Source organism: Phaeodactylibacter sp. (assembly GCF_040219495.1).
Lineage (GTDB): Bacteria > Bacteroidota > Bacteroidia > Chitinophagales > Saprospiraceae > Phaeodactylibacter.
The window spans coordinates 1-26209 of sequence record NZ_JAVJSK010000130.1 but is presented as its reverse complement, the minus strand read 5'-3'; the positions used below and the strand labels follow the sequence as shown (position 1 = coordinate 26209).

Below are 26209 nucleotides of genomic sequence, written 5' to 3'. Positions count from 1 at the left end.
GCCTGCAAACTACACTTTTTTGCTTATACTTCGTCCCGAAAATCCTCATTTAGCTAAGGCTAAACTCCGGTTTTCGTGCCTCGTCTAACCAAAAAATTGTTAGTTTTCGACTAGAAGACAAAAGTCCCAACACGCTCTTATACTCCCCTCGGGCACAATAAGGGATTTTTGACTTTTTCTTTTTGCGCCCTGCGGCGTTAATCCCGGTTAACCGGGACGCCGACTTCAGAAAAGGGCCCCTTAATCCCCTTTCTTCGTGTGGCTATGCCTGCGGTTCGCTTCGCGTCTACTTTGCTCTGCACAGCGAGTGCTATCGTGGTTTTGCCTTGCAGGCCACAAAAATAAAGTCGTCAAAATTTCACCTCTCGTGACCGAAGGGAGTATAACACAAGGCATATAGGTTGGGAATTGTTTGCGCAGCGTCGCGTTTTCCATAGGTAATTGCTAATTTTGAAGCTATGAATTTTTCGTCAAAACACATAGAATCGGCCGTCAATGCTTTTGCCACCCTTCCGGGGATCGGTAAGAAAACGGCATTGCGCCTTGTGCTGCACCTTACGCAGCAACCTGAGGAGGCCACAGAGCAGTTCGCGGAAGCGGTCCTCAATATGCGCAAAAACATCCGGCAGTGCGAGCGTTGCTACAACCTCTCGGATGATCGGCTGTGCAACATTTGTGCGGATAAGCGCCGGGAGGCCGCTACGGTATGCGTGGTTGAGAGCATCCGGGATGTGATGGCTATTGAAGATACCGGGCAGTACCGGGGCTTGTATCATGTTCTGGGCGGCGTTATCTCACCCATTGAAGGCGTTGGCCCGGAAGACCTCACGATTGACCCACTCCTGGAGCGTATCGGGAAAGGGGAGGTAAAGGAAATCATTATGGCCATCAGCCCCACCATAGAAGGGGATACGACCACCTTTTACATCTCCAAAAAGCTGGAAGGCAAAGCCGTGCAAGTCAGTACTATCGCCCGCGGTGTATCCTTCGGCGGGGAGCTGGAGTATGCGGATGAACTAACCCTGGGGCGGTCTATTGTGGCGCGGCAGCCTTATAATAAACAGTGACCTATGCGTATCCAAAGGCTTGAATTGAAGCATTACCGTGGTTTTTCGGATTTGTCTGTTGACTTTCCGGAAAACGGGCCTGCTGTTTTTACAGGGTGGAACGGTGCGGGAAAAACGAGTGTGTTGGAGGCGTTGACAACTTTGAATAAGTTGCTTTGCAACTATCAGTTCTCAAGTGCTGCTACCCAAGGCCATGATTTATCAAAGATGGACGTGAGCTTGGGAGCGACCGCTTGCCAAATTGCGGCGGACGTGGTGTTGGCAAATGGAAAAACCGGGCAGTTACGGTTGAATTACCTCAATATGCTTGGGGTTTGCAGAGGGGGAGAAGGAGGGCCTGCACATCCGATGCATTGTGATAAAAGCCGTAAAAATGCTGCTATGACCGTTGACCCGAGGAAGCCGCAGTGTGAAGATCCGGTGAAATTTACCACTAGCGGAACCGTCTTTTCCGAAGATGAACGGGTGGAAACAGATTTGAATCAGACATTGAACTTGAATATAAGAAGCCTGAAGAGCGGAAGGACAGCTGCAATACAGGCCGCAAAAAGTACACTTAAGAACCACTCAAAGGGAGCCATTCAGCAACAGCTAAAGAAACTGGAACAAAGGGGCGCAGAAGGAAAAAACGAAGTTTATTGCCAGGCTGCGATTTATATGCTCCGCAAGAAGCTACATCAGTTATGAAGCTCTCCGTCATCATCGTCAACTATAACGTAAAGTACTTCCTCGAGCAGGCTTTGCTGTCCGTCCGCCGCGCCTCCCGGGGGTTACAGGTAGAAACCTGGGTAGTTGATAACAACTCGGTGGATGATTCGGTGCCCATGGTGGAGGAGAAATTCCCGGAGGTACGCCTTATTCAAAACCAAGATAACCCAGGCTTCTCTATCGCCAACAATCAGGCCATCCGCCAAAGTCAGGGGGAGTACGTACTCCTGCTCAACCCGGATACGGTGGTGGAGGAAGATACCTTCGAGAAATGTATCGCTTTTATGGATACCCACCCGGAAGCGGGCGGGCTTGGCGTCCGTATGATCGATGGGAGCGGCGCTTTTCTGCCTGAATCGAAGCGGGGTTTTCCGTCTCCCTGGGTGGCTTTTTGCAAAACCGTGGGGTTGTCCCGCCTGTTCCCCAGGTCCCGCCTTTTCAATCGCTACCACCTGGGCTACCTGGATGAGATGGAGACCAACGAGGTGGAGGTGCTGGCCGGGGCTTTTATGTTCATGCGGCGCGCAGTACTGGATGAAGTAGGGTTGTTGGATGAGACGTTCTTTATGTACGGAGAAGACATAGACCTTTCTTACCGCATCATTCAGGGCGGGTATAAGAACTTCTATTTGCCTGATACTTCTATCATTCACTACAAGGGGGAGAGCACCAAAAAAGGCAGCCTAAACTACGTCCGTGCATTTTATAATGCCATGATCATTTTCGCGCGTAAGCACTTTACCGGCAATAAAGCGACGGTCTTTGTGCTGATGCTTCAGATCGCTATTTACCTGCGGGCAGGGTTGACGGTATTGTCCAACTTTTTCCGGAGCGCCTACCTGCCCTTGCTGGATGGTGTGATGATCTACGCCGGATTGCTTTTCCTGAAGGACTTCTGGGGGGCTTACCACTTCAAAGACCCGGACTATTACAGTCGTTTCATCCTGTACCTTAATTTCCCAATGTACGTTGCGATCTGGTTGCTGACTGTTTTCTTTAGCGGCGGGTATGATGACCGTTACCGACTCCGGCGCCTGGTGAGGGGCGTACTTTTGGGCACCTTGGTGTTGCTCGCAGTCTATGGTTTGCTGGAGCAGGAATACCGCAATTCTCGGGCTTTGATTTTGTTGGGGGCTGCCTGGTCTCTGGCGGCCACTGTGGGCATTCGGATGCTATTGCACTTTGCGGCCTACCGGCATTTCCGTATTGGAGAAGCCGGGGAAATGCCGATTGTAATTGTGGGGGACATTGAGGAAAGCGAGCGTGTACAGCAACTATTGCACAAAGCAGAGGTGCACCGGCCCGTGGTAGGTACGGTTGCGCCGTCCAATGCGCCACACGATCAGTCTGTTTACCTTAGCCGGCTGGAGCAGTTGGATGAGGTGGTGCATATTTACAATATCCGGGAGGTGATCTTCTGTTCCAGAGATGTGCCTACACAGGCGGTCATGCTGTGGATGTCAACTCTGGGCCCGGCAATCAATTACAAAATCGTGCCAAAAGAAAGTATGAGCATCATTGGCAGCAGCTCCAAAAACACTGCCGGAGAACTGTATACCATTGACATTCGCTACAACATCGTACAGGCTATGAGCTTGCGGAATAAGCGGGTTTATGATGCGCTGTTTGCCTGTTTCCTGCTACTGACCTTCCCGGTGCAGGTATTGCTGGTCCGTCAACCCGCGGGGTTGTTGCGCAATGCCTTCAGGGTGCTCATCGGCCGGTACAGCTGGGTGGGTTATGCCGCCACCGATAAGGAGGACTTAAGCCTGCCGGGCATCCGGGACGGGGTTTTGTCGCCACTGGATAGCCTGCGTATTGATCATGTAGATCAGGGGACTCGTCAGCGGCTGAATTTTTTCTATGCCAAAGACTATAACACGGGTAAGGATTTCGAGATCTGCTGGAGTGGTTGGCGCAATCTGGGGCGGAGTGTTATGGGGTAAGATCATTTTCCGGGCTAATCACATATAGGTATCTATATATTTTTGTGTTTGTTCGGAAAAGCTTACCTTGGATGTAGGAATAAGCCCAATGGTCATGAGAAAGAAGCTACAGAAATTTACCGAGTTTGCAGACAGCCTTCTACCGCACGAAACGGCCTACCTGCTGGAAACGCAACAGTTTGAGGATGAAATCAAGCTGGGCATTCTGGAGCGGTTGGATTACAACTGCACTCACATCCGTCAGTTTACACCTTATGATAAGTCTATTGATAAGCGCAAGTACTCCAACCTTAAAAACTGGGTCAATGAGCGCCTGGAGTCTATAGATGTGGATGTCCGCTTCGATTGGATGAGCCATCTGGAGCGGCAAATCATGACCGACGCCATTGAGCCTGGAGAAGAAAAGCAGCTGGTCAAGGCTATTCGGGATTACGAGCAACTGGACTTCTACTTCACCAAGTTTTATGAGCTCGTACAGCTTTACCGTCAGTACCTATTGATACGGATGCGGTATGCGCATCATCGTGTGGCAGATGATTTTTTGCGGAAATACCGGGAGCGCTACGATGCCTGTAAAGAAGTCTTTGAGCGGATGCACGAGGCCACCACCGATATCGTCGGGCAGTACTCCGAAAGCTCGGCTCAGTCCATGCAGTGGGAGAGTTGGCTTACAGAAGTCTTTTATGATGATCATTTGGATGGGCTGAACCGCTACCTGGCGCTGGTCCGTCTGACTTTCATCTATTTCAACTACCGCAAGTTTGATAAGCTAAAGGAAAAGTACGACTATATCGACAGTTTGTTCCGGAAGGGGCAGTATTATTCCCGCCGGCTGCTGCTCAACTACTATGGCAACCGGGTACTCCTGCATACCAAATTTCAGGATTACGACAAGGCGGAGTATTATGGTTACTTGTCGGTACGCGATAAGAACAGCGACTATATTCACTATGTCAATAACCTGAGCGCTGTGCTGCTCCGGCAGAAGAAGTATCCTGAGGCTTTACAGCTCATGCGTACGGCTTACCCGGAGATGAAGCATACGCCGAGCTTCCACAACCGTATCGGTTTTGTCGCTTTCTACCTGAAGTGCCTGAACTACAATCAGCAATACCAAAATGCGGAGAACTATGCCGCTTCTTTTCTGCAAGCCTACAAGAAAGAAATATTTGAGCACCGCTGGCATATCTTCTTCTCATCTTATCTGGAGGCGATGCTGCGGCAGGAACGCTACCCCAGAGTATTGAAAGTGGTGCGCAAGTATCACTTGCTTGACAAGGAGCGGAAGTATCAGCGTAACGCCAACTATCTGCCAACCATTTTGTGGTACAACGCAGTAGCCCAGTACAAGGAAATGTTGATGGACAAGGACGAGCTCTCAGAGTTGATACAGGGCTCTATTAATAATTTGGAGCACATGGAAGATAAGCAATACCAACTCAGCGATTTGCTGGAGCAAATACGTCCTTTTGTGCCCGGTATCGTCAACCGGATACAAGATAAGATGCCAATCAGCCTAGGGTAGGGTAGGCTGTTGGTATTGTGAAGTGTTTCTTTCTGTAGTATTCTGCCGTACTTTCTTAAGGGTGAGTGTGCGTTCGTAATACTTGATGAGCCGGTCTTGGTATTCGGCCATTTTGTTGAGTACGCGGAGTTCTTCGTTGAGGTGCTGTTCCCGGGCTTCTGCTTGTTTGGAATATTCCAGTTTTTTGCGGTTCCGGTTGATGTCAAGTATTTTCTGAATGGTATGGTTTAGCGAAATTCGTGCTTTTAAAATCCGGCGCTGGATTGACCTCTTTGTCATACCTTTAGTAATTTGGTTAATGGATTGGGCAAACTTCGTTAAGGCTGCCGTTGGGTGTTTTGGTAGATTTTCAGCTAAAAATTTGCTGGTTAGACAAACGCTTTTGCGCAAGGCAAAGCTAGGCTGATTACCAAAAGAAGACAGCTGGGTTGCTTGGTGTCATGGCGAACAAATTTTGGATTGTGATTCAATTTCAAAACATTATTTGAAAATACCATTTCCAAATATACAAATTAGAAACAACATATCCTAACATCTGGTTCTTACAAATCAGGCATGAAGGAGGAGAAAAGAGACCATACGAAAGTGCCCCCTTGCTTCCTAGCGGAGGCAACGGGGGCACCAAAAGTGAATTGACACAAGAATCTTAAAACCCGTTAACCCCATTAACGGTAGTGTATTTGAAGCTCACTTTTTGTTCGGGGTGCACAATCTTAAAGGCGGACTGGCACATCAGTGTGGCTTCGTGGAAGCCGCATAAAATGAGCTTTAGCTTGCCGGGGTAGGTATTGATATCGCCTATGGCATAGATCCCCGGAATATTTGTACGGTAGTCGAAGGTGTCAACTTTAATCCCGTCTTTAGAGTCAATCTCGAGCCCCCAGTCCTGCAGCGGCCCCATCTTTGGGGTAAGGCCAAAGAGCGGGATGAAGTAATCGGCCTGCTGCGTAAAGTCGCCCTCCGTTTTATGATGGATAAGCACTTCCTCGAGCTGCCCGTTTCCATTCAGGCCAATCACCTGCGCTTCTGTGACGAGGTTGATTTTACCGGTTGCAGCTAGTTTTTCTACCTTCTCCACACTGTCTGGCGCGCCACGGAACCCCTTTCGGCGGTGCACAAGGGTCAGCTCTTTCGTCATGTCAGACAGGTAGATCGCCCAGTCCAGGGCGCTGTCCCCACCGCCGGAGATGACCACCCGCTTATCGCGGAAGTGCTCGGGCTCCTTCACCATGTATTCCACCCCTTTGTGTTCGAAGGTTTCGATGTTATCAATAGGTGGCTTGCGGGGCTCAAAGCTGCCCAGGCCTGCGGCAATGGCTACTACAGGCGCATTGATTTGTGTGCCTTCGCTTGTGGTGATGGTGAAGCTGCCATCCTCCTGTTTGTCCAGCTTTTCGGCTCGTTCGCCCAGGGTGAAGCCTGGTTTGAAGGGGGCAATTTGCTCCATGAGGTTGTCGACGAGCTCTGCAGCGCCTACGCTAGGAAAGCCTGGAATATCGTAGATTGGCTTCTTGGGGTAGATTTCAGCCAGCTGCCCGCCGGGTTGCGGCAGGGCATCTATGATGTGGCAGTGCAGCTTCAGCAGCCCGGCTTCGAATACCGTAAACAGGCCCACCGGACCGGCTCCAATAATAATGATATCTGTCTTGACCATGATGTTCGGATTCTGTCTTTTTGACATAGTTCAAGCTGGAGAAATAAGGAAACTCCAGGTTACTTTCCGCCTTCTCTAATGGCACATCGGCACATCCTGCATATCTTCCCAAAACCTAAACTCAATCGGGACATCAAAATTCAGCCCCCGCATGATGAATAGGATAGCGAAGCCAACCAGAAAAACCGGCAGGAGTTTTCGCAGGCGTACGCGCCATTCCAGTTTGATAAACTGCCCGGCGAGTGCGGTGGCCATCATCAGTGGGATCGTCCCCAGTCCAAAGGCTGCCATGTAAAGGGCACTACTCCAAACCGCCCCGGTGCTCACTGCGCCAACAATAGCGACATACACCAAACCACAGGGCAGCAGTCCATTGAGGGCACCAATGAGGAAAAGCCGTTCCCGGCCGCCCCCGCGCAACAGCTTCCCGAGCTGCGTCTTCACCCAGCTATTGAGGCGCTGCATAAAAGGAATCTGAAGGACCCTGCTTTCCACGTCAATGGAGAACAGTGCGATAATAAGCAGGAAAACCCCCAGCCCAATGGAAATATAGGACTGTGCACCAGCCAGGAAAAAGCCTTTGCCAACCAGGCCTATCACCGACCCCAACAGGGTGTAAGTCAGAGCCCGGCCTACGTTGTACAACAAGACGTTACCAGCCGCTGCCCACCGGTAGTGGGTACCCTGATAAGGCAGGGACAAAGCAATGGGCCCACACATGCCCACGCAGTGCAGGCTGCCGAGTAATCCAATAGTGAATGCGGTCCAAATGGCCATATTACAACCGGATATCTTGTTCTTTATAAAATTCCTTTCCGTCGCCAGTCCAGTTTACCTTTATTTTCCAGAGCCCCCGGCGCAGTTCCTGAGTTGGAATGCGCTGCACGCCATCACCCATTGGCTGTACCGGCAGGCGGAAGTCGCTCGACTGATCAGCGGGGCAGAAGAAGTAAACTTCGCCACCTAGCTGTGCAAGGCCTTCCGGAAAGTGCAGCTCCAGCGTAGCTTTATCAGATACAGGCTGGATTTTCAAGTCCTCTTCGAGTTGTTGGGCATTGACCAGCTTATTGTAGTGATCCTGATAGCGGAGGTCGTCAGCGTAGTACTGATCGGAAACCAGGCTGTGGTCATACTGTGTAGACCGGTATACCTGATAGACCAGGGAGAGGACAAACACGCTGAAAAAGATGGCGATCCCAGTTCCCCAATTGAATTTCATAGTTTTCAAAGTTTTACCCGTTCAGCATTCTGTTCAGGTTCTTGTGTCAAAAAAGAAGGAGTTTGGAAAAAGGGGGAGCCCGGAGGCTCCTCCCTCTGCATTAACCAAAACTCAAATTTTACTTAACAGGGCCAAGGAAATTGGTCTTGACCTTATCGACCAGTTCTCCATTCGAGTAGACCTCGATGATGACTTTGGTTTTTCTTGATTCCAGTGCGGCCTTGTCCAGGTCTATGAACAGTGCGCCTTCCGCCACTTTCCCTGCCGCAGCTACCGGTGGTTTGCCCACAAGCCGGATCCGGCCGGGGATATCACCAATCAGCTTGAATTCTACCGGTACCTCTTCAGCTGTTTTATTGATGATCTGATAGTTGTAGAGGTTGCTGATGTAAGTTTCGTCTACCTTTTGGTAAAGGGTGCCCGGTGTGCGCAGTAGCAGGGTTTCTACGTCTGTACGGGACATCAGCAGTACGATATTCACAACGATCAGCAGCGCCAGCACTGCGGTGTACGCAATGACCCGCGTTGTGAACAGTTTCTTTCTGCCGGATTCGATACCGTTGTAGCTGTCGTAGCGGATCAGCCCGCGTGGCCGGTCGATTTTGTCCATGACTTCATCGCAGGCATCAATACAGGCGGTACAGTTGACGCATTCGAGCTGTGTGCCGTCGCGGATGTCAATACCGGTAGGGCAGACCTGCACGCAAAGCCCGCAATCAATACAGTCGCCCAGTGCTTTCTTGATGGATTCTGCAGGATTGGCACCGGGGGGCGTTGAATAGTCTTTTCCGGCTGGCGCGGTGGCTACTTCTGCGGTGGCCACATCCGCCTGCATTTGTGCAATGGGATTGGGTGTGCCGCTGTTACCCGTTGGCGAGGTGGCTTTATTCTTTTTGTTGCGCTTAATTTTGCCTCTGGGCTCACCGCGCACAAAATCATAAGCCACCACGATGGAGTTCTGGTCGAGCATCACGCCCTGCAGCCGGCCATAGGGGCATATCGTGACACAGACCTGTTCGCGCAGGGAGGCGAACACAAAGTAAAAAGCTCCGGAGAACAGGATCATGGCAATAAAGCCCGACAGGTTCTGAGAAACAGGTTCCGTTGCAATTTGAACGACTTCCTCTATTCCAATAATGTAAGCCAGAAAGGTATTGGCCACCAATACGGCGATGGCGAAGAAGATGACCTGTTTGCTGACTTTCTTGATGATTTTTTGAGTCGTCCAGGGGGCTTTGTTGAGCCTTTTTTGGGCATTGGCATCGCCTTCTATAGCGTATTCGATCTTCCGGAAAACCATTTCCATGAAAATCGTCTGCGGGCAAACCCACCCGCAAAACAGCCTTCCCCAAACCACAGTAAACAGCACGATGAAGACAATAAAGGTCAGCATCGCGAGTACGAAAAGGTGGAAGTCCTGCGGCATAAATTGAATGCCAAACAGGATGAACTTCCTTTCCAGAACATTAAAAAGGAGCAGAGGGTCTCCGTTGACTTTCACGAAAGGCATCCCAAAGAGAAAGGCAAGCAGCACCCAGCTGAGGTAAGTGCGCGCATCGGTGAAGCGGCCCTTAGGTTTTTTAGGGTAAATCCAGACGCGTTTACCCGAATCGTCAACCGTCGCGATTTTGTCGCGATAGTCTTCATTATCAATTTTCGGATCGATTGCATTCATAACAGAAGCAGGATTAAAGTGTGTAAAGCGCTGGGTGGTTTATATCGGGTTACGGTGTTGGGCTGCTGAAACCAGCAGTAGGTTAAGTGGAGTAAGGGAGCCCTGCTTTCAGTCAGGGCTCCCGGGTTGTATATTAATTGTTCATGCCGAGGGCATCTTCCGGCTCAGTGGCCACGTTGGTGGAATCTGCAGGCTGTTCCACCGCATCGGCCTGAGGCTCATACAGGTCACCCTGGGGTTCCTTCGCATTTGGTGGATTTGTGCCTACCAGCGTCAGGATGTAGCTGGATACTTTGTGCATATCCGTGGCACTCAGCTGCGCCTTCCAGGCGATCATGCCCTTTTCAGGCACACCATACTTGACAGTCTTGAAGATGTCCTTGATGTCCCCACCATGAATCCAGTAGTTGTCTGTCATATTCGGGCCAACGCCACCTTCGCCCAGCATACCGTGGCAAGCTGCGCAGTTGGCATTGAAAATATTCTGACCGGTCTCCAGTGCTCCTGCATCTGTCAGGATCGTCACATTGCTTTCGTCAACGAGATTGGCCTGAGTGGCCAGGTAGGCCTTAACGGCTTTCTCCGCCCGCGCTATTTCCATTTCGTACTCTTCTGCAGAGCTTGCCCCCGCATCAGTGAAGTGGAAGTACGTCATATAAACGATGGCAAAGCCAATCGACAGGTAGAACATCGCCACCCACCATGGCGGGAGGCTGTTGTCCAGCTCCTTGATACCGTCGTAGTTGTGGTCGAGCATAACGTCCTGCTCTTTTTCCACAGGGACAGCAGCAGTCCAGCGCTTGTACATGCGGTCCCAAAAGGGTTCTCTGGTTTTCTGAACTTCCTCTTTAAAGGCTTCCAGCCCCATCTCCTCATAAATCCGGATCTGATTGACCTTCACCATTACATTGAGCAGACGGAAAAGGGCGACAACCGCTGCTACGATTACCGTACCAGCCAGTGCTGCCAGGGACCAAAACAGGAAGTCGTCGTAGAAGTAAAGGTTTGAGCCTCCGCCATCTGCTTCCTGTGCCTGTGCCGCGACAGTGATCAGGAGCAACGGCAACATCAGGGGCAGCACCTTAAGTGTTTTATTTTTCATGTTGATCATTTTCAGCGTTAAAAGATGGAGTGGAATCGTCCAGTGGCAGATTCGCCATTTTTTCTATAAATGCAGGCTGACTGCGGAAAGCCATCGCTGCACTGATGATGAACACCGCCATGAAGGTCAACAGGGACGCAATCGCCATCCAGTTGATATTGCCCGCACCTTCGAGAATGTATTTAAACATGGTGATTTTTATTTGTAGGGGCAGGCCTGCCGGTAAGGAAGACCTGCCACCGGTTCTTTAGTTAGTTGCCAGCCTGTGGTACAGGCTTGATATCGGTACCCAGGCGCTGCAGGTAAGCGATCAGGGCGATGATCTCTTTTTGCTCCAGGTTTTCGTCCTCGATGCCATCCTTACGCAGGCGGGCAGTGACTTCGGCAGCTTGCTTTTCAGCATCGGCAATGGCTGCCTCTTCGTACCCTTCTTCATAAGGAGTACCAAGGGTGCGCAGTACTGCAATCTTAACGGGCAACAGGCTGTTGTCCAGATCGTCTTCGATCAGCCAGGGGTAAACCGGCATGATAGACCCGGGCGACATGCTTGTTGGGTCGAGCATGTGGTTGTAGTGCCAGCTGTCGGGGTACTTGTTGCCGAGGCGGTGCAGGTCTGGCCCGGTACGCTTGGAACCCCATAGGAATGGACGGTCGTAAATGAACTCGCCAGACTTGGAGTACTCCCCGTAGCGCTCGGTCTCAGAGCGGAACGGGCGCACCATTTGTGTATGACAGCTGATACAGCCTTCGCGGATGTACAGGTCACGGCCCTGCAACTCTAGTGCAGTATAGGGTTTCACGGATTCAATTTTTGGTATTTGGTCGCCGATCATAATCATCGGGAATAATTCAACCATACCTCCAATGAGGATAGCAATGGTAGATCCGATAAGGAGTTGTATCGGGCGGCGCTCAATCCAGCGGTGCCAGTGCTCGCCTTTGTGGGCGCCGGCAGTCGCTACCCTTGCCGGGGCTTGTGCAGGTTCATAAGCCTGGAAAGAACCAGCCTTAATGGTCTTGACCAGGTTGTAGAGCATCACGAAGTAACCGACCACATAAAGGGTGCCACCTACTGCCCGCAGGGCGTACATTGGGATAATCTGTGTGACGGTTTCCAGGAAGTTACCATACTGCAGGAAGCCATCAGGTGTAAACTGTTTCCACATCAGAGACTGTGTCCAACCTGCCCAGTATAATGGGATGGAATAAAACATGATACCCAGTGTGCCGATCCAGAAGTGTGCATTGGCCAGCTTCTGAGAGTAGAGTTTTGTCTGGAACATTTTTGGGATCAGCCAGTACAGTACGCCAAAGGTCATGAAGCCGTTCCAGCCCAAAGTACCAATATGTACGTGGCCTATAGTCCAGTCGGTAAAGTGGCTAATCGCGTTTACAGACTTGATAGAAAGCATGGGGCCTTCGAAGGTCGCCATACCGTAAGCGGTTACCGCGACAACCATGAATTTCAGGATCGGGTCCTGCCGCACGCGGTCCCACGCACCCCGCAGGGTCAGCAGACCGTTGAGCATACCCCCCCAGGATGGGGCGATCAGCATAATAGAGAATACGGTACCCAACGACTGTGCCCAGTCAGGCAGAGACGTGTACAGCAAGTGGTGAGGGCCAGCCCAGATATAGATAAAGATCAGTGCCCAGAAGTGGATGATCGATAGCTTGTAGGAGTACACCGGGCGGTTGGCTGCCTTAGGCAGGAAGTAGTACATGAGGCCCAGGTAAGGTGTGGTGAGGAAGAAAGCCACCGCGTTGTGGCCATACCACCACTGAATCAGGGCATCCTGTACACCAGCAAATACCGGGTAGCTCTTCCACATGCTGACCGGGATTTCCAGGTTGTTGCCAATGTGTAGGACCGTTATGGTAACCCAGGTAGCAATGTAAAACCAGATCGCTACGTACAAGTGGTTTTCCCGCCGCTTGAGGATGGTGCCAAACATGTTGACACCAAAGGCGACCCACACCGCTGCGATAGCAAGGTCAATCGGCCACTCCAGCTCGGCGTACTCGTGAGAGCTCGTGATACCAAGCGGGAGGGTGATAGCGGCAGCGAGGATAATCGCCTGCCAGCCCCAGAAGTTAAACTCGTTCAGGAATTTACTGTACATGTTCGTTTTCAGCAATCGCTGCAACGAATAGTACACACCCATGAAAATACCATTACCAACGAAAGCGAAGATCGCTGCGTTGGTGTGCAAGGGGCGGATACGCCCGAAGGTGGTCTCTGCAGTACCGAAGTTCAATGCCGGGAAGACCAGCTGAAGGGCCGCCAAAAGCCCTACCAGGATGCCTACCGCACCAAACACCATCGTCGCGTAAGCAAACTTACGCACAATGGCATTATCGTACTGGAATTGTTCTACTTGCGCCATTTTAGGTTACGATTTTGTTGTTGTAGTATTGTTGTTGTTGTCCGGTTGGTCGTCGTCAAAGAGTATCCGCATGGCGGGGCTGACGTCATCATCAAACTGGCCGTCCTTGACCGCCCAAAAGAAGGCCGAAAGGAAGCCTAAAGCCACAATAAGGCTTAGTATGATCAGGAGGATAATGATTTTCATATCTTGTGTCTAATTCAATTTGAGTGCAAGATAGAAGCGGGGGCAGGGGGCATTGATGATCTTAGTCAAAGTTCCGGGGTGACTTTTGTCACCTATCCGTCAGGGTTAAGTCAAAAGAAGGCCTTTTGTGTAAGTAAGTGTATTGTTAGATTAAACGAAATGAGGAGGGACTATTTGATTTTTAATCGTATTGTTATTGTCTATATGGTTTTTAGCCTGTTCTTCATGGCGGGTTGCGAATCTACATCGGAGTCGCGCCGCTTCCTTTTCCTGGGCCACCCTTATGAGTGGGGTACGGAAAATCAGGTTGATCCCCGCCTGGAGGCTTTCGACTACCGCCCCTACGAGGCGATCTGGCTGGGCGGCGATGTCTGTGCGCGTACGGCGAATGACCCGTCTACGATGGATTACCTCGACTCCGTGTTCAATCTGGAGCGCACCCACTGGGCTCTGGGCAATCACGACTGGGACTATGGCGAACGGGAAAATGTACTGAGCCGTTTGCCCTCTCCACCTTATTATACGGTATGGGAAGATGGCTTCTGCCTCACGGTGCTCAACACCAACCTGTTCTGGCCTTACCCTTCCACCCCGCCACAGGAAAACTGTACTGATAAAATGGCGCAGTGGCAAATGGTGCATAACGTGGCAGATACAATCAGCGAGGCCACGCATTGGGTGATCCTGCACCACCATGCTCTGTTCAGCGACTTGATGGTGGCGGCGGAAGGGGATACGCTCCGGGCCTTCAATGTTAATCCTGTTCCTTTTTATACCACTTGCGATAGCCTTTCGGAGCTTACGGACACCTGGTACCCGGAGCTGGTCCGGGCAAGGCAGCGCGGCGTGGAGGTCGTGTGCATTGGTGGCGATTTTGGCATGCGCGCCAAGCAATTCGAGTTTCAAACACCGGAAGGCATCTGGCTGCTGGGGTCGGGCATCAATAACACCGTTTCGAGGGAGTATGCCCCGGACTATGTGACGGATTTTGGCCCGGACCACATATTGGAGTTGTGGTATCAGGAAGGGCGGTTGGAGTGGGCCTTTGTGCTGTTGGGCGGGGATTGAGGCTATGTTCGGAGCACATCGGCAACAGCAGGCCTGTCCCAAACATAGCCTCGAAGCTTGAGCGTCAAGGCTCCAGGAAAAAAGTAGTGGCTACTGTACAAAGCGTATCCCCCGCTCCCAGTACATTTTGCTCAATACCCGCAGTCATCAGGTCTTCACTGTCGAAAGTCCGGCAAAATTCACCACCTGCGGTGAAGTAGGAGGGAGTCCCATTCAAGCCTTCCTCCTCGACAAAATGGAAAGTCACCTCACAAATTTCAATCCGGTCGATACTGCTATTGTAGGTAAAAACCATAATAAATCCATCCTGGGTAAAAGTGATTTCCTGATCGGCAACTTCATATTCAAGGCTATCGGCAACGATTGTAGCTCCTGTTGTTGGGTCATCCACAAAGGTGAGTTGTGCCTCCGTCTCGTTTTGCAGCACAATTTCCTGGATAAAGAAATTGTCTCCTACAAAAAGCAGCCAGTCTGTTGCCCGCATGGTATCTACGTAGCTTACAAAATAGTCAGATGGAGTGATAGGGATGTAGCCCTGTTCGGTGACCAAAACATACTCCCGGTCAGCCGATTCATAACCAGAGAGGCTGTAAGTCTTGGGGAATTCCGGGAGTTGGGGCGGATCGTCTTCTGTGCAGCTGGATAGTAGCGCTATTCCGAGAAGGAGAAGAACATAAATTGGGACTGGAACGAATTTCATGCTGAATGATTTTTATGAAAATAAGGAGTTAAATAGCTTGATTTTTATGGATTAAAGCTTTTTTAGGCGGGTGACTTTGAAATGCTCCGTAAAGCGTTTTTTTCCGCCGTTTTCACCGGGCAGGTAAGGTTGATTCTGAGGATAAAAAAGGACACCGTCTTTCTTGTAATCTTCTAAAGAGCCAGAAGTATAGGTATGCTTTGTGCAGTATGATTTGAAGAACTTGCTTTCTTGCTCTGGGTGATATATTTCTATGTTGACAGTATCCTTACTCCTGCGTTTGGAGACGAAGTATTCCTCAGCGGGAAATAGAGGGTCCGCTAGTTCGGTATCGAATGCTGCATGAAATGCAGGCTTTTTTTGGTTGAGGTCATAAATCAGCAGACCTTCCGGCCAATAAAGATCTGACCCTAATGCGCCACCATAGTGTACAGCCATCCAATTATCGTTTCCGGTAATCACTGGTGCGCCGCTACTGGAGCCTTTACTCGTCCTGAAAGTAGCAATGACTTCGCCTCGTTTGTTGAATACCCTGTGCTCGGCAAGCATCAAAAAGGCGTTGTAGCTTCGGCAATCTGCTGTGAAACATTCCATCAGGTAAAGTGTGTGAGAAGTAGCAACGGTGTTGCGGTTTTTGCGTTTAGGGTCGCCTGGGGTTTCAGCAGAAATCTCTTCCCCTGAAAAACCTAATAGTGTTCCCTTGTCAATACGAGACAAAGCGGTGGTGTCTTCGACGAAACTTTTTACGAACGCAATGCCTGATTTGTCAAGTCTCTGTACAGGATTGGTAACTAAGCCGGTTTTGCTGTGTTCTGGCTTCTCCTTTGTATTGAGAACTCCCAGAAAAGGGCTCATCTCAACTAAATTAACCTCTTTATCTACAGCGCCGGTGCGTTCGTCAACAAACTCAAGCTTCGTCACCCCCATTCTATTATGTCCCTGAATATAGGGGCCGGTGCGAAAAAAGTCACGGGGCGAAGTGCAGTTGCCAAGACCGGTACGGCTGAAAGATTCCCGGGTAAAGGGAAGCCGCTTTAAAAGGCTGTCAGCAGGATTTGTGCTCAGGGGCAGGTATTGGGCCTTGTCTACTTTAGTTTTGTATACACTACGGTTGTTGAAGTCAATCAGAAAAATAACTTTATGAGTTTCACTGTCGGGTGAGTGGGTGCCGATGGACACCAATTTACTAGCGGGGATGTCCAAATGGTTTAATTTGTCCATGCCAATGCGGCTGAACATAACCTGCGCTTCTTTATTTGACTTCTGGTATACGAGTTTATCTTCTTTGAGATCATAAATCTCTATGCCTCCGTTATTATAATCTTGTGGATTACTGCTATCTGGCCCACCGTTTACATAGGCAAGAAATCGACCATCGTCAGAAACCCATGTGGCTACAATATCATGGTTAGTCGTGTAGGTGGAGGCCTGATTGCCCAGATTGTCATAGATGGCTAGTGTTTCTTCCCATCCAAAGGGACCTCCCGCTCTTGATATTTCGATGAGCTGGTGTTCGACGACGGTATAGCCATTCGGCAGTGCATTCACATTATTGACTGTCAGGTAGCATTTTTCATTATGGTTTAACTTTTCATAAAATGCTTGTTGCCCATCCGGATAGATCGCTGCCCAGTCATCCCAATTGAAATCCTCCTCCGCTGGATACCCAAATCCTAAAATAGGATAGCGGTCATTATTATAGGGTGAGGAATCAATCAAATTGACCCTTTTAATGAGTGCTTTAGAGGCAGGATTGTAAAATTCCAGCCGGAAGCAGTTGTAAGGGCGTTTCAGCTCGCCTTGAAAAGGTAAATAGCGGTAATGCAGGACCCCGGGATAGTTTTCGATCACCATGTACCCCTGCTCCGCATTTTCGGTAGAGTAATGAGTTGGCTCAGGGTCGTATCTTTTTAATGTCACTGCTCCATATTCATGATAGGGTTGGCTTTGTTTTAATTGCGCTGACCAGGGCAAGTATCTGAAGGGGATACTATCGAGATCTTTTTGAGGGTTATTATCACTCGTTATTGAGTCAGGTGTAGCTATTGCAGGCGCTTCATCACGACTCAAGAGTTTGTCATCCGGCTTCAGGCCACTATTGCCTCTGGTTAAAGTTTGTGACGGCTTTTCAAAGGTGTTTTGAAAGGATAGCCCAATGCCTATGCCAAACAGGAGGAGGGCTGCTATTAAAAAATATTTTGATCTCATAGGGTTAATTTTATTTGTAAGGTCTAAGCTCGGCAGAATCAAAGTCTCTCTCAAAGTCAGCTCTCTTCTTCTCGGCATTGTTTTTACTACTATGTCTTAATGCAGGATAAAAAACCCCGGATTCGTCATAGTTTTCAAAAATTACTGCCCCGGGCGCCCCTGTTGTTTCATCAAATAGTCTTGTATACTTCCTTCCTTCATTAAGTTTGTATATTGAATACATATTGTTGAAAGAGCTACCATAGTCGTTAACGCTGACGATGTAATCATGAATGGGGAAATAACCAATCCACCAGCCTTTGTTGGGTGTAATAGTATCCTGATAGACTGCTTGCTTTGTTTTAAGATTGAAAAAAATTAACCCTGTAGGTAATGAATAATCCGCATATTCTTCACCGTACCGCACAGCCATCCACTTTCCATCTTGAGTAACTATAGGAGGGGCCCCACCTAAATCACTTCGCAACTCGGCGGTGATATTACCTTTTCTATCAAGTACTTTGTATTCTGCAATCTCCGCAAAAATTACATTATGTTTATCCATCAAGTACAGTTGAAAACCAACCGCTATATAATCTGTAATACTGTTTATATCATATAATAAAGGCTCCCACCTTATGAGCTGAACCTTATCCTCAGGAATTTTGCTTTCCCAACCTGCATTTTGCAGATACGCGCTCAATGCTATCCTTGAGGAATCACTGATCTGATAAAACTCAGGCGGCCTCAGTTTTTCACTCGGAACAGTACCATTCATAATTACGCCAAAAGGGTCCAAAGACTTTATAGATACAGTCGAGACTACTCTTTCTGTGGATTCTTCTAAAAAAAGAAGGGTTTTGTATTGCCATCCTCCGCTGCTGGCATCATAATTGACTGTTGGGTTGACCACACGAATGTGCTTGAAAGGAGCCTCCTGAACGAAACTCAAGGGACATCCATTGCAATTTTTGTAGTTTAAATTGACGTTTTGTGAATAATTATAACTTAGAAACGATATGAGTATTATGGGTAAAGTCCAAGTTCTGTATCTCATGGTTTAATTTATTTTTTGGAATCCATCTTTAATGAGGTCGTTTATCTCTCTTGTGGTTCTGTAGTTGGGGAATAAACTGTTGCGATATCCTGGCGAATCATTTGAATATCGATGCCGGTTCATTGTTTTTTTATAGACGGCTTTTGATAAAACATCAATTAAGTAGTACTCATGAACTAGTCCTTCTGTTCGATAAAAGTTTGCATGATAATTTGTGTTAGGAATAAAATCGAATCCGTCTAAAAATTGATCTTTTCCCAGCTTCCATTTAAATAAAATCTTGCCACTTCCTGTATCATAAAACTTGAATCCTCTTTCCAACTGTGCGCTGCCATCTTCACCATAGTCAGTCCCATATTTTTGCATCAGGCATTTACTATCTGTGGACAGGCGAATGTCGTAAAAGCCAAATTCTTTATCCTGAAGTCTGAGTGTTTCATCTCCTGTTTCATTGAAGAATAGAGCATAGCCCTGTGTACCTAGAATATTTTCATTCCCATCCGAGTAGGTGATATGGTAGGCGATAGCTAATTTGTTATCCTGTATTTCCACAACAGGGGTTTTCACGAATGCACCCAAATATTCATGATCTCTCATGGTGTTTTTATGAACATTAAGTTCGTCTAATATCTGATTCTTAATGTTGCTATCGGTTTTGCTCAAATTATATCGGTATTCAAGACTGTCTTCTGACATATAGTCGATAGGATATGGCAGATTTTTGTATGGATTGAGTTCTCTTAGGTCAAGAGATTTAATTAGTTTTTCGAATTGATTATCCTTGAAAAAAACCTGAGTACTTCTTGGATTTAAAGGTTGGTCAGCCTCAATTAAATAATTTTCATCCTTTGGAAATGTATCAATTGAGCATAAATTTAAATGATAATGCGATTGCTTCTTACATGATTTAAAGGAATGGATAAAATTATCATTGACTGCTTCTGTGGAGGTTGATCTTTTAGGCGGAAAAGTGAAAAGAAGTAAGCAAATCAAATGATAGATACTCATAGCCAGGAATTTGATTAAAATGAATTGGAAAAGGTGTAATTACTTTTTAAAACAACCACCACAGCGCTCCCTCAAGCGTTGTTGAGCGGTTAGGTACATATAGATTTACAACAGTGCTCTTACAGCATCCATCTTGCAATAAAGCAAGCGATGGCAATAAAGACATTGCTGACTTCTGATTATACAGCTACTTATGGCACAATGCAATACATTACAAGTACCTTTTCCTAACGTAATCCATAAGGATGATTAGGTAAGAGCTTGATAAGCATATACACATGCATATAGCAGCAAGCAACTCCGTTTTCGTTCTCGTTGTAAATCTGACTAATAGAAGCTTTCCTGAGGGAGGAAGGCTATAGCGCTTTTAACTGAATAAATTTGTACAGAAAATTAATTATATTTGAAATTAAAGACAATTTTTGGTTTTTCCAAGTCTAATGTCCTTTTTTTAATTAAAATTACCGGGGATATGTACCTCCCGGTTGTGAAATAATTAGGAAAAGTAATACTTTTATCCGTGGTATTATTGCTAAGAGCGTGTTGGGATTTTGCTTTTGGAGCGAACGTAGCCAAATTTTGTTCTGATCAAGGCGTGATGAGGGAGCATAGCCTTAGCTACGTGACCGAAGAACAACGAAGAGCAGGACAAAATTTGGCAAGAGCAGCCCAAAGTGTAAAATCCCAACACGCTCTAAACCTTACTCGAGTATACGAGTGAACTAAAATAGAATATGAAACTTTCTATCTTCTTCCGAACAGCGTGCTTATTAGGCGTCATTGGCGTGGTGCTGCTTTCTTCCTGTGGACAGGAAACGGTCTCCAGCCATTCGGTGAACGACCAGTCTTTTGTTATGGAAGGGCCGCTTTTTCAAGGGCCTAATACAGCACAGGCGTCTTTTTCTCCTGCCATGAATGCAGAGGGGAAGCTGACGAGCGCTACACTGAACTCTGCCGTATTGAAAGCGCCGGAGGGGCAAAATTTTGATGCCTTTTCAGATGTCGTGTTGCAATTGGTAACCAGTTCCAGCGACATGATTCAGGTGGGGGTGTTGAACCCCGTTCCCAAAGGCCAGTCAAGCCTTACCCTTCAGGTCTCCAATGAAGCAGATTTATCAGAATTACTATCCTCCGAGGAATGTGTATGGGTCATTGACGCCAATATTCCCGTTGACATGATGGACACCACTATAACCTTTTCGGGAGATTTTACGTTTGATGTAATCCATACTAAATAAAGGGGCTTCCCGTTGGTATGATGACACCCTTTTTCACCCAATTACCACTTTTAACCAATTAAAATCATGATGAAATCGATATTTCTTACCTTCTCTCTCGCTATACTCACTGTGGGGGTTGCTTTCGGGCAAGACAAAAAAGCAGATCAAAAAGAAGCGGACCGCCTCATCGGCGTATGGGCGCCCAGTAATGGCCGTGCATTGGTCAAGGTTCAGAACATTGCAGGCAAATACTACGGCCGCATCGTTAAGCTCAAAGAGCCCAATGATCCGGAAACAGGAAAGCCCAAGCTGGATAAGAACAATCCGGACGAGTCTTTGCGGGATACGCCACTTCTGGGTTATCGGATGCTCAAAGACTTCGTTTACGCTGGCGACGATGAATGGACCGAAGGAACGATTTACGATCCGCTAAGCGGTAGCCTCTACAGCTGTACCATTAAAATGAAAAAGGATGGCAGCCTGGATATCCGGGGGTACATCGGTGTCAAGGCGCTGGGCCGTACAGATGTATGGACCCGGGTCAAATAACCCGTGATAAAATGCAGGAAATTCTCCGTTTCCTGCATTTTTTATCTTCACTTGATTAGATTTGAAGCGTCGGGGCGGTGAAGTGAAAAGAAAATAGCTTTGTAACGCTGTAATGGTTCCCCGGTGCATCAAATCTCTTGGAATATCCAACGCTAAAAAGGACTACCGCTATGTCTTATCGTACTTTGTTTTTGCTGCTCGCATGGATGTCATGCGGATGGCTCTTTGCTCAGACGCCTGACAGTACGGCGCAGGAAAACGACCTGGATTTTGGTGAATTTGATGATTTTGACTTCGGAGATGTAGAAGTCAAAACTTATTGCTCCTCCAAAATTATCGGGATTAGTCCTCAGCAGCTGATTTCCCTGGGGTATGATTTTCAGGGGGCCTATGATGCCAGTTTTTCTGCCATCGGAAGCTTTGAAGATGGAGCGGATGTGCCCCAGGAGACTTATCAGATCAATTCCACGCAGGGGGTACGGCTGGTCGCCAATATTCCGGTCTATTCGCGCAATAGCCTGGTGGTCCAACTAGGAGCCAATATATGGGATATGCGGTACCAATTTGATGAGCCTGATGACCAAATCAACAATGAAGTGGCCAGGTCTATCAATGAAAATGGACTGCGCACCGCCGGGATAAATACCACCGTTTTCAAGCCACTTGATGAAACCCGCTTCCTCCTTTTTCAGGGAAGTGCCGACCTGAGCGGAGACTATACCCTCGATAATATGCAGTCCCTGGAATACCTGCGGTACTCCGCCGCGGCTCTGTTTGGATGGCGGAAAAGCGACTACTTCCAATGGGCGGTAGGCTTGTCCCGTACCTATCGGGTGGGAGAGATGAACTACATCCCGGTAGTCCTGCTCAACTGGACTGCAAAAGACAGTCCCTGGGGGGTAGAATGCCTGCTGCCGGCCCGGGCACACGTACGATACAGCTTAAGCCCGCGCAATATGCTGTTTGCGGGCTTTGAGTTGGAAGGCCAGAGCTACCGCATCAACGGGGTTTCTGAAACGCTGAACAATCAAAGCCTGGAAATTCGCCGGGGCGAAATGCGCTGGCGGGCGATGTGGCAACGGCAGCTCACTGGCTTTGTATGGCTGCAAGCCCAGGCAGGGTATCGCATTAACTGGAGCTATAACGCAGATACCTTACCGGGAGGCGATGAATTTTTTCGGGGCTTTTTCGGTAATCAGGAGTATGCTATGCTCAACTCCCTCACCAATCCCTTTTATGCCAATATCAGTATCAACCTGGTAAGCCCGTAGCTTCAGGATGGAGCGGACAGCGAGCCCCGTAGCATAGCGGCTCCTGCTGTCAAGCAGGGGCAGGTCCCAAAAAAAACTGCAAGCTGGTTTGCACTTGTAAGGGTTGGGCGGCCCTCTGTTTGGTTTGGTGGGCCATAACGTAGCCGAAAATACTTGCTACAGCATCAGGAAAGATAGCGGAAGCGCCCCCGCTATGTCAAAAAACAGCTAGCCGCTACAATACTCGCAACAATCCGTACCCTTCGATCCTTTACTCCTCAACTAACCTACGATTATGAAGCACAAAATTGCAATCGGCATCGGTGGCTCAAGCGGGAGTATTTACGCCAAAGTACTGCTGGACCGCCTGGTTCAGGTACAGGATCAGCTGGAAGCAGTAGGCATTGTGATGAGCGATAACGCCAAATTCAACTGGGAATATGAGCTGGGGGACAAAAGTTACGAAAGCTATCCCTTCACCTTTTACGACAAGCGCGACTTTATGGCACCTTTTGCGTCCGGTTCTGCCCGCTACGGTACGGTGATCATTTGCCCCTGCTCAATGGGGCTGCTTGGGCGCATCGCCACCGGGGTTTCTACCGACCTCACCACACGTGCTGCCGATGTTGCGCTGAAAGAACGCCGTAAGCTCATCCTGGTACCCCGGGATACGCCTTACAGCCTTATACACCTTAATAACATGAAAGCCGTGACGGAAGCCGGCGGCATTATCTGCCCGGCGAGCCCTTCCTTCTACAGCCGGCCCCAAACCTTTGAGGAAATGGCTGCGACCGTCACCGACCGGGTGCTTGACCTTGCCGGGCTGGATTTGCAGAGTTATCGCTGGGGCGAAACGGAATAAGATGTCCGTTAATAGCAAAGTGGCAGGGTAGGAATAGCTGCTCTAGGCAGGAAAAGGGATTTTACTTAACTTGCTGGGAAATCACCCCTGACTTATGAGAAGATTACTTTTTGGGGCTACCTTGCTTTTGGCGTTGCTCTCAGCTGTGGCTAGCTTTGCGCAAGATGACTGCGGTTGTCAGGAAGAAGAGGAGATTACCGTTTGCTACTTGTCCAAACAGGACTACTGCGGTGCCTTTGGGGCTAACTGTGAGTACACTTTCGACGGTGCCTTTTTTGAGAATGGGCTAGTCGCTAAACTGCAAAACCCGACCCTGTTTGGTGAGAATGGTATCTCCTGCGATCTGGAGCTCAAACGTGCAGAGCCTTCTGACCTCAGCAGTGTACAGGCGATCAATGACTGTGGCTGTGATATTATTTTTGTGGGGCAGTTCCTGGTGCTCAACGAATTCGGTCAGCCTGATCTCACGCAATCAGCGGTCCCGACCCAAACCCTCAATAATATCCGCGACTGGTCACTGGCCTGCGAAAGCAACCTGGTCATTGTCACGCAGGCTGAAGCCCGCCCCTGGGGGTATATCACGGCCAATCAGAACATCAACCCCAATACCCCGGAGGATGAAATCTCGGTCTCTTCTATCTTCGACGGGCCCTTCGGGAGTCTTAGTTTTTTCAATCAGGGCGGCTCCTATCAGGGGGTCTTTACCGGTTTGCCGACGACGGGTTTTGAAATCCTGGCCAATGATGTGACCGGCGCCCCGACCGTTGCGCTTGATGAAGCCACGAATGATATCATCCTGGGCGACGTGGGCATTCTGTGCTCCAATGGGGCGGGGGAGATATCCCTGGGCAATAGCATCGTTAATAACAACGACATCCTGGCAACCAACATTTTTGCACTGGGCTGCCGCATTGCCGAGGGCATTTCCACTTCTGATCAGGCCTTTACCGTTTGTGAAGGCGAACAGGTAGGGCTGCCGGATGGCGGGGTAGCCAATGCACCGGGTGAATACCTGGACACCCTCGTTGCTGCGAATGGCTGTGATTCCATTGTGCTCACTCAGGTCACCTGGCTCCCTCAGGATACCATCAATATAGCCCGGACCACCTGCTTTACGTCTGGCTACAGTATTGAAGTAGGGGGGACCGTTTTTAATGTTGATCAACCGGACGGCAGGGTTCTCCTTCAGAATACTTCAGGCTGCGATTCTCTGATTGTAGTAAACCTTAACTTCGTGGAGTTCCTAAGCACCAATATTCAACGGCAGGTCTGCGAAGACAGCGGCTACAGCCTGGTTGTCAACGGTGTGACCTACAATGAAGCTAACCCCACAGGGCAGGAGGCTTTTGTCACTGCAGAAGGCTGCGATTCTATCGTGAGCATCAACCTCGACTTTGTACCTTTCCTGACGGATACCCTGGCGCTGGAAGCTTGTGAAAACAGCGGATTCAGCGTTACGGTGGGCAATACCAGTTACAATGAGTTCAATCCAACAGGGGAGGAGGTCCTGCAGAGTGTGCAGGGCTGTGATTCCATTGTGACGATAGACCTTTCTTTTTTGCCGGCAGATACCACCTACATTGAGGAGCCGGTCTGTGAAGGGGAATCTTACCTGGTGGGAGGCGTGCCTTACCCTTCTGGCACTTCAACCCGTCTGATGCTAACCAACCAATACGGCTGCGACTCCATCATCTTCCTGGAGCTGCCCGAGTTGCCTGCGCCCAACGTGCAGGTAGACACCGTTGTACGTATTGAGCAGGGGACTGCTTATACCTTTGAGGTGACTGGCGACCCGGACTACAATTACACCTGGAGCCCGGCAGAAGCCCTCAGTTGCACCAACTGCATTGAAGCAGTCCTGGAAGCAGGCAATTATCCGGCTACCGTTGAACTGAGCGTCACCGATTTTCTGGGCTGTTCCGCATTCTACACCATCCTCCCGGAGTACGTTTGTTCACCCTACCTGCCCAATGCCTTCTCCCCCAATGCCGACGGGCGCAACGATACCTTCTTCCCATTTGTAGTCTGCCCCAATGCTACCTACACCCTGCAAATATTCGACCGATGGGGCAACCTGGTTTTCGAGTCTACCGATAGTAACCCGGAGTGGGACGGGCAGATCAACGGCAGGGCCGCACCGATTGGCGTGTACATCTACGTGGTACAACTGGAAACCGCCTTCACCCGGGAGACTTTTTCCGGAGAGCTGAACCTGGTGCGCTGAGGGAACGATATAGCCAAATCCAGTGTTTTCAATAGTAATTTAAATACCTTTGCAGCATGCATGATTATATGAAATACATTGAAATAAACCCCAATATAATGATGGGGAAGCCTGTCATCAAGGGAACAAGATTGACGGTGGAGTTGATTCTGGAAGAAATGTCTGCTGGTAAGGAAGTTGATCATTTGATAAGTGCTTTTCCCAGGCTTTCTAAAGAGGCAGTTTGGGCTGCTTTAGCTTTTGCTGCGGATGCAATAAAAGGCGAAAGGTCTTACCCAATTGCTATATGAAATTTATTGCTGACGAAGGTGTTGATGCACAGATCGTTTCCAAGCTTAGAAGTGAGGGGTACGATGTGCTTTATATAGCAGAATTCGATGCAGGAGTAAGCGATGATGATATTCTGAAGTTTGCTAATGAAGATGACCGCATACTTATAACACGGGATAAAGACTTTGGGGAGTTAGTATTTAGGCAGCAATTCTCAATTTGAAAATTACTCCAGTTTGATCTGATACATTTCGGCCACGGAGAGAAGCACCTGTGCCATATTTTCTCTGGGCAGGATTTTGAACACCGCCTGGATGCTTTCCCATAGCTTTGCTCTGGTCTTTA

Annotated in this window: 25 protein-coding genes; 12 read left to right on the top strand and 13 right to left on the bottom strand. The window is 48.9% G+C overall.

Going from position 1 to position 26209, the window contains the following annotated elements; all coding sequences use genetic code 11:
- The first annotated feature begins 458 nt into the window (after nucleotides 1-458).
- The 4 genes from recR (at nucleotide 459) to RIC19_RS20825 (ending at nucleotide 5246) form a co-directional block, all read left to right on the top strand.
- A complete protein-coding gene (gene recR / locus RIC19_RS20840; RefSeq protein ID WP_350180301.1) occupies nucleotides 459-1067 on the top strand; it encodes a recombination mediator RecR in 609 nt (202 codons plus the stop codon).
- Between the two features lie 3 nt (nucleotides 1068-1070).
- Nucleotides 1071-1754 carry an AAA family ATPase gene (locus RIC19_RS20835; RefSeq protein WP_350180300.1) on the top strand — a complete coding sequence of 228 codons (684 nt, stop codon included), beginning with the start codon at nucleotides 1071-1073 and terminating at the stop codon, nucleotides 1752-1754.
- The gene (locus RIC19_RS20830) at nucleotides 1751-3721 is read left to right on the top strand and encodes a glycosyltransferase family 2 protein (protein ID WP_350180299.1); all 1971 of its coding nucleotides are present in this window, start codon (nucleotides 1751-1753) and stop codon (nucleotides 3719-3721) included. Before RIC19_RS20835 ends, RIC19_RS20830 begins: the two co-directional genes overlap by 4 nt.
- Nucleotides 3722-3815: 94 nt before the next feature.
- Complete coding sequence (locus RIC19_RS20825) at nucleotides 3816-5246, top strand: hypothetical protein (protein WP_350180298.1); 1431 nt, start codon at nucleotides 3816-3818, stop codon at nucleotides 5244-5246.
- On the opposite strand, the gene RIC19_RS20820 is transcribed toward RIC19_RS20825, so the two are convergent.
- The 9 genes from RIC19_RS20820 to ccoS form a co-directional block, all read right to left on the bottom strand.
- Nucleotides 5238-5525, bottom strand: a complete 288-nt coding sequence (locus RIC19_RS20820) for a hypothetical protein (protein WP_350180297.1) — start codon at nucleotides 5523-5525, stop codon at nucleotides 5238-5240. The two genes, RIC19_RS20825 and RIC19_RS20820, sit on opposite strands and share 9 nt — an antisense overlap.
- A gap of 367 nt (nucleotides 5526-5892) precedes the next feature.
- Nucleotides 5893-6900 (bottom strand): NAD(P)/FAD-dependent oxidoreductase, encoded by a 1008-nt coding sequence (locus tag RIC19_RS20815; protein WP_350180296.1) that lies wholly within the window; start codon nucleotides 6898-6900, stop codon nucleotides 5893-5895.
- A gap of 75 nt (nucleotides 6901-6975) precedes the next feature.
- Nucleotides 6976-7677 carry a sulfite exporter TauE/SafE family protein gene (locus RIC19_RS20810; RefSeq protein WP_350180295.1) on the bottom strand — a complete coding sequence of 234 codons (702 nt, stop codon included), beginning with the start codon at nucleotides 7675-7677 and terminating at the stop codon, nucleotides 6976-6978.
- Between the two features lies 1 nt (nucleotide 7678).
- Complete coding sequence (locus RIC19_RS20805; RefSeq protein WP_350180294.1) at nucleotides 7679-8119, bottom strand: FixH family protein; 441 nt, start codon at nucleotides 8117-8119, stop codon at nucleotides 7679-7681.
- Nucleotides 8120-8237: 118 nt separating this feature from the next.
- Nucleotides 8238-9794, bottom strand: coding sequence for a 4Fe-4S dicluster domain-containing protein (locus tag RIC19_RS20800; RefSeq protein ID WP_350180293.1), 1557 nt, complete (start codon nucleotides 9792-9794; stop codon nucleotides 8238-8240).
- 133 nt (nucleotides 9795-9927) lie between these two features.
- On the bottom strand, nucleotides 9928-10896 hold the full coding sequence (locus RIC19_RS20795; RefSeq protein ID WP_350180292.1) for a cbb3-type cytochrome c oxidase N-terminal domain-containing protein: 969 nt from the start codon (nucleotides 10894-10896) through the stop codon (nucleotides 9928-9930).
- Nucleotides 10886-11086, bottom strand: a complete 201-nt coding sequence (locus RIC19_RS20790) for a hypothetical protein (RefSeq protein WP_350180291.1) — start codon at nucleotides 11084-11086, stop codon at nucleotides 10886-10888. The genes RIC19_RS20795 and RIC19_RS20790 overlap by 11 nt, the downstream gene beginning before the upstream one ends.
- Before the next feature lie 61 nt (nucleotides 11087-11147).
- Complete coding sequence (ccoN, locus tag RIC19_RS20785; protein WP_350180290.1) at nucleotides 11148-13283, bottom strand: cytochrome-c oxidase, cbb3-type subunit I; 2136 nt, start codon at nucleotides 13281-13283, stop codon at nucleotides 11148-11150.
- Nucleotides 13284-13289: 6 nt separating this feature from the next.
- A complete protein-coding gene (ccoS, locus tag RIC19_RS20780; RefSeq protein WP_350180289.1) occupies nucleotides 13290-13469 on the bottom strand; it encodes a cbb3-type cytochrome oxidase assembly protein CcoS in 180 nt (59 codons plus the stop codon).
- Between the two features lie 159 nt (nucleotides 13470-13628).
- Here ccoS and RIC19_RS20775 point away from each other — a divergent pair, with 159 nt between their 5' ends.
- Nucleotides 13629-14537, top strand: a complete 909-nt coding sequence (locus RIC19_RS20775; RefSeq protein WP_350180288.1) for a metallophosphoesterase — start codon at nucleotides 13629-13631, stop codon at nucleotides 14535-14537.
- Nucleotides 14538-14601: 64 nt separating this feature from the next.
- Here the strand turns inward: RIC19_RS20775 and RIC19_RS20770 are convergent, their stop codons facing one another.
- From RIC19_RS20770 to RIC19_RS20755, 4 genes are read right to left on the bottom strand one after another with little or no spacing between them, the layout of a single operon-like run.
- Nucleotides 14602-15237 carry a hypothetical protein gene (locus RIC19_RS20770; protein ID WP_350180287.1) on the bottom strand — a complete coding sequence of 212 codons (636 nt, stop codon included), beginning with the start codon at nucleotides 15235-15237 and terminating at the stop codon, nucleotides 14602-14604.
- A gap of 51 nt (nucleotides 15238-15288) precedes the next feature.
- Nucleotides 15289-17445, bottom strand: coding sequence for a hypothetical protein (locus tag RIC19_RS20765; RefSeq protein ID WP_350180286.1), 2157 nt, complete (start codon nucleotides 17443-17445; stop codon nucleotides 15289-15291).
- A 10-nt stretch (nucleotides 17446-17455) separates the two neighbouring features.
- Nucleotides 17456-18481, bottom strand: a complete 1026-nt coding sequence (locus RIC19_RS20760) for a hypothetical protein (RefSeq protein WP_350180285.1) — start codon at nucleotides 18479-18481, stop codon at nucleotides 17456-17458.
- A 3-nt stretch (nucleotides 18482-18484) separates the two neighbouring features.
- The gene (locus RIC19_RS20755) at nucleotides 18485-19489 is read right to left on the bottom strand and encodes a hypothetical protein (RefSeq protein ID WP_350180284.1); all 1005 of its coding nucleotides are present in this window, start codon (nucleotides 19487-19489) and stop codon (nucleotides 18485-18487) included.
- A gap of 734 nt (nucleotides 19490-20223) precedes the next feature.
- On the opposite strand from RIC19_RS20755, the gene RIC19_RS20750 reads away from it, so the two are divergent.
- The 7 genes from RIC19_RS20750 to RIC19_RS20720 all read left to right on the top strand — a co-directional run bounded on the left by RIC19_RS20750 (nucleotide 20224) and on the right by RIC19_RS20720 (nucleotide 26087).
- Nucleotides 20224-20727, top strand: coding sequence for a hypothetical protein (locus tag RIC19_RS20750; protein WP_350180283.1), 504 nt, complete (start codon nucleotides 20224-20226; stop codon nucleotides 20725-20727).
- A 66-nt stretch (nucleotides 20728-20793) separates the two neighbouring features.
- Nucleotides 20794-21258: a DUF2147 domain-containing protein gene (locus RIC19_RS20745; RefSeq protein ID WP_202965258.1), complete on the top strand. Its 465-nt coding sequence runs from the start codon at nucleotides 20794-20796 to the stop codon at nucleotides 21256-21258.
- 170 nt (nucleotides 21259-21428) lie between these two features.
- Nucleotides 21429-22529 (top strand): DUF6268 family outer membrane beta-barrel protein, encoded by a 1101-nt coding sequence (locus RIC19_RS20740; RefSeq protein ID WP_350180282.1) that lies wholly within the window; start codon nucleotides 21429-21431, stop codon nucleotides 22527-22529.
- Nucleotides 22530-22803: 274 nt separating this feature from the next.
- The gene (locus tag RIC19_RS20735; RefSeq protein WP_350180281.1) at nucleotides 22804-23370 is read left to right on the top strand and encodes a UbiX family flavin prenyltransferase; all 567 of its coding nucleotides are present in this window, start codon (nucleotides 22804-22806) and stop codon (nucleotides 23368-23370) included.
- Nucleotides 23371-23464: 94 nt separating this feature from the next.
- A complete protein-coding gene (locus tag RIC19_RS20730; protein ID WP_350180280.1) occupies nucleotides 23465-25594 on the top strand; it encodes a T9SS type B sorting domain-containing protein in 2130 nt (709 codons plus the stop codon).
- 56 nt (nucleotides 25595-25650) lie between these two features.
- On the top strand, nucleotides 25651-25884 hold the full coding sequence (locus RIC19_RS20725; protein ID WP_350180279.1) for a DUF433 domain-containing protein: 234 nt from the start codon (nucleotides 25651-25653) through the stop codon (nucleotides 25882-25884).
- Nucleotides 25881-26087, top strand: a complete 207-nt coding sequence (locus tag RIC19_RS20720) for a DUF5615 family PIN-like protein (RefSeq protein WP_350180278.1) — start codon at nucleotides 25881-25883, stop codon at nucleotides 26085-26087. Before RIC19_RS20725 ends, RIC19_RS20720 begins: the two co-directional genes overlap by 4 nt.
- Nucleotides 26088-26209: the final 122 nt, after the last annotated feature.

What these genes read in the sequence shown, in the direction of transcription:
- recR (WP_350180301.1), top strand. Translation starts at nt 459, where the DNA reads ATGAATTTTTCGTCAAAACACATAGAATCGGCCGTCAATGCTTTTGCC.
- RIC19_RS20835 (WP_350180300.1), top strand. Translation starts at nt 1,071, where the DNA reads ATGCGTATCCAAAGGCTTGAATTGAAGCATTACCGTGGTTTTTCGGAT.
- RIC19_RS20830 (WP_350180299.1), top strand. Translation starts at nt 1,751, where the DNA reads ATGAAGCTCTCCGTCATCATCGTCAACTATAACGTAAAGTACTTCCTC.
- RIC19_RS20825 (WP_350180298.1), top strand. Translation starts at nt 3,816, where the DNA reads ATGAGAAAGAAGCTACAGAAATTTACCGAGTTTGCAGACAGCCTTCTA.
- RIC19_RS20820 (WP_350180297.1), bottom strand. Translation starts at nt 5,525, where the DNA reads ATGACAAAGAGGTCAATCCAGCGCCGGATTTTAAAAGCACGAATTTCG.
- RIC19_RS20815 (WP_350180296.1), bottom strand. Translation starts at nt 6,900, where the DNA reads ATGGTCAAGACAGATATCATTATTATTGGAGCCGGTCCGGTGGGCCTG.
- RIC19_RS20810 (WP_350180295.1), bottom strand. Translation starts at nt 7,677, where the DNA reads ATGGCCATTTGGACCGCATTCACTATTGGATTACTCGGCAGCCTGCAC.
- RIC19_RS20805 (WP_350180294.1), bottom strand. Translation starts at nt 8,119, where the DNA reads ATGAAATTCAATTGGGGAACTGGGATCGCCATCTTTTTCAGCGTGTTT.
- RIC19_RS20800 (WP_350180293.1), bottom strand. Translation starts at nt 9,794, where the DNA reads ATGAATGCAATCGATCCGAAAATTGATAATGAAGACTATCGCGACAAA.
- RIC19_RS20795 (WP_350180292.1), bottom strand. Translation starts at nt 10,896, where the DNA reads ATGAAAAATAAAACACTTAAGGTGCTGCCCCTGATGTTGCCGTTGCTC.
- RIC19_RS20790 (WP_350180291.1), bottom strand. Translation starts at nt 11,086, where the DNA reads ATGTTTAAATACATTCTCGAAGGTGCGGGCAATATCAACTGGATGGCG.
- ccoN (WP_350180290.1), bottom strand. Translation starts at nt 13,283, where the DNA reads ATGGCGCAAGTAGAACAATTCCAGTACGATAATGCCATTGTGCGTAAG.
- ccoS (WP_350180289.1), bottom strand. Translation starts at nt 13,469, where the DNA reads ATGAAAATCATTATCCTCCTGATCATACTAAGCCTTATTGTGGCTTTA.
- RIC19_RS20775 (WP_350180288.1), top strand. Translation starts at nt 13,629, where the DNA reads ATGAGGAGGGACTATTTGATTTTTAATCGTATTGTTATTGTCTATATG.
- RIC19_RS20770 (WP_350180287.1), bottom strand. Translation starts at nt 15,237, where the DNA reads ATGAAATTCGTTCCAGTCCCAATTTATGTTCTTCTCCTTCTCGGAATA.
- RIC19_RS20765 (WP_350180286.1), bottom strand. Translation starts at nt 17,445, where the DNA reads ATGAGATCAAAATATTTTTTAATAGCAGCCCTCCTCCTGTTTGGCATA.
- RIC19_RS20760 (WP_350180285.1), bottom strand. Translation starts at nt 18,481, where the DNA reads ATGAGATACAGAACTTGGACTTTACCCATAATACTCATATCGTTTCTA.
- RIC19_RS20755 (WP_350180284.1), bottom strand. Translation starts at nt 19,489, where the DNA reads ATGAGTATCTATCATTTGATTTGCTTACTTCTTTTCACTTTTCCGCCT.
- RIC19_RS20750 (WP_350180283.1), top strand. Translation starts at nt 20,224, where the DNA reads ATGAAACTTTCTATCTTCTTCCGAACAGCGTGCTTATTAGGCGTCATT.
- RIC19_RS20745 (WP_202965258.1), top strand. Translation starts at nt 20,794, where the DNA reads ATGATGAAATCGATATTTCTTACCTTCTCTCTCGCTATACTCACTGTG.
- RIC19_RS20740 (WP_350180282.1), top strand. Translation starts at nt 21,429, where the DNA reads ATGTCTTATCGTACTTTGTTTTTGCTGCTCGCATGGATGTCATGCGGA.
- RIC19_RS20735 (WP_350180281.1), top strand. Translation starts at nt 22,804, where the DNA reads ATGAAGCACAAAATTGCAATCGGCATCGGTGGCTCAAGCGGGAGTATT.
- RIC19_RS20730 (WP_350180280.1), top strand. Translation starts at nt 23,465, where the DNA reads ATGAGAAGATTACTTTTTGGGGCTACCTTGCTTTTGGCGTTGCTCTCA.
- RIC19_RS20725 (WP_350180279.1), top strand. Translation starts at nt 25,651, where the DNA reads ATGCATGATTATATGAAATACATTGAAATAAACCCCAATATAATGATG.
- RIC19_RS20720 (WP_350180278.1), top strand. Translation starts at nt 25,881, where the DNA reads ATGAAATTTATTGCTGACGAAGGTGTTGATGCACAGATCGTTTCCAAG.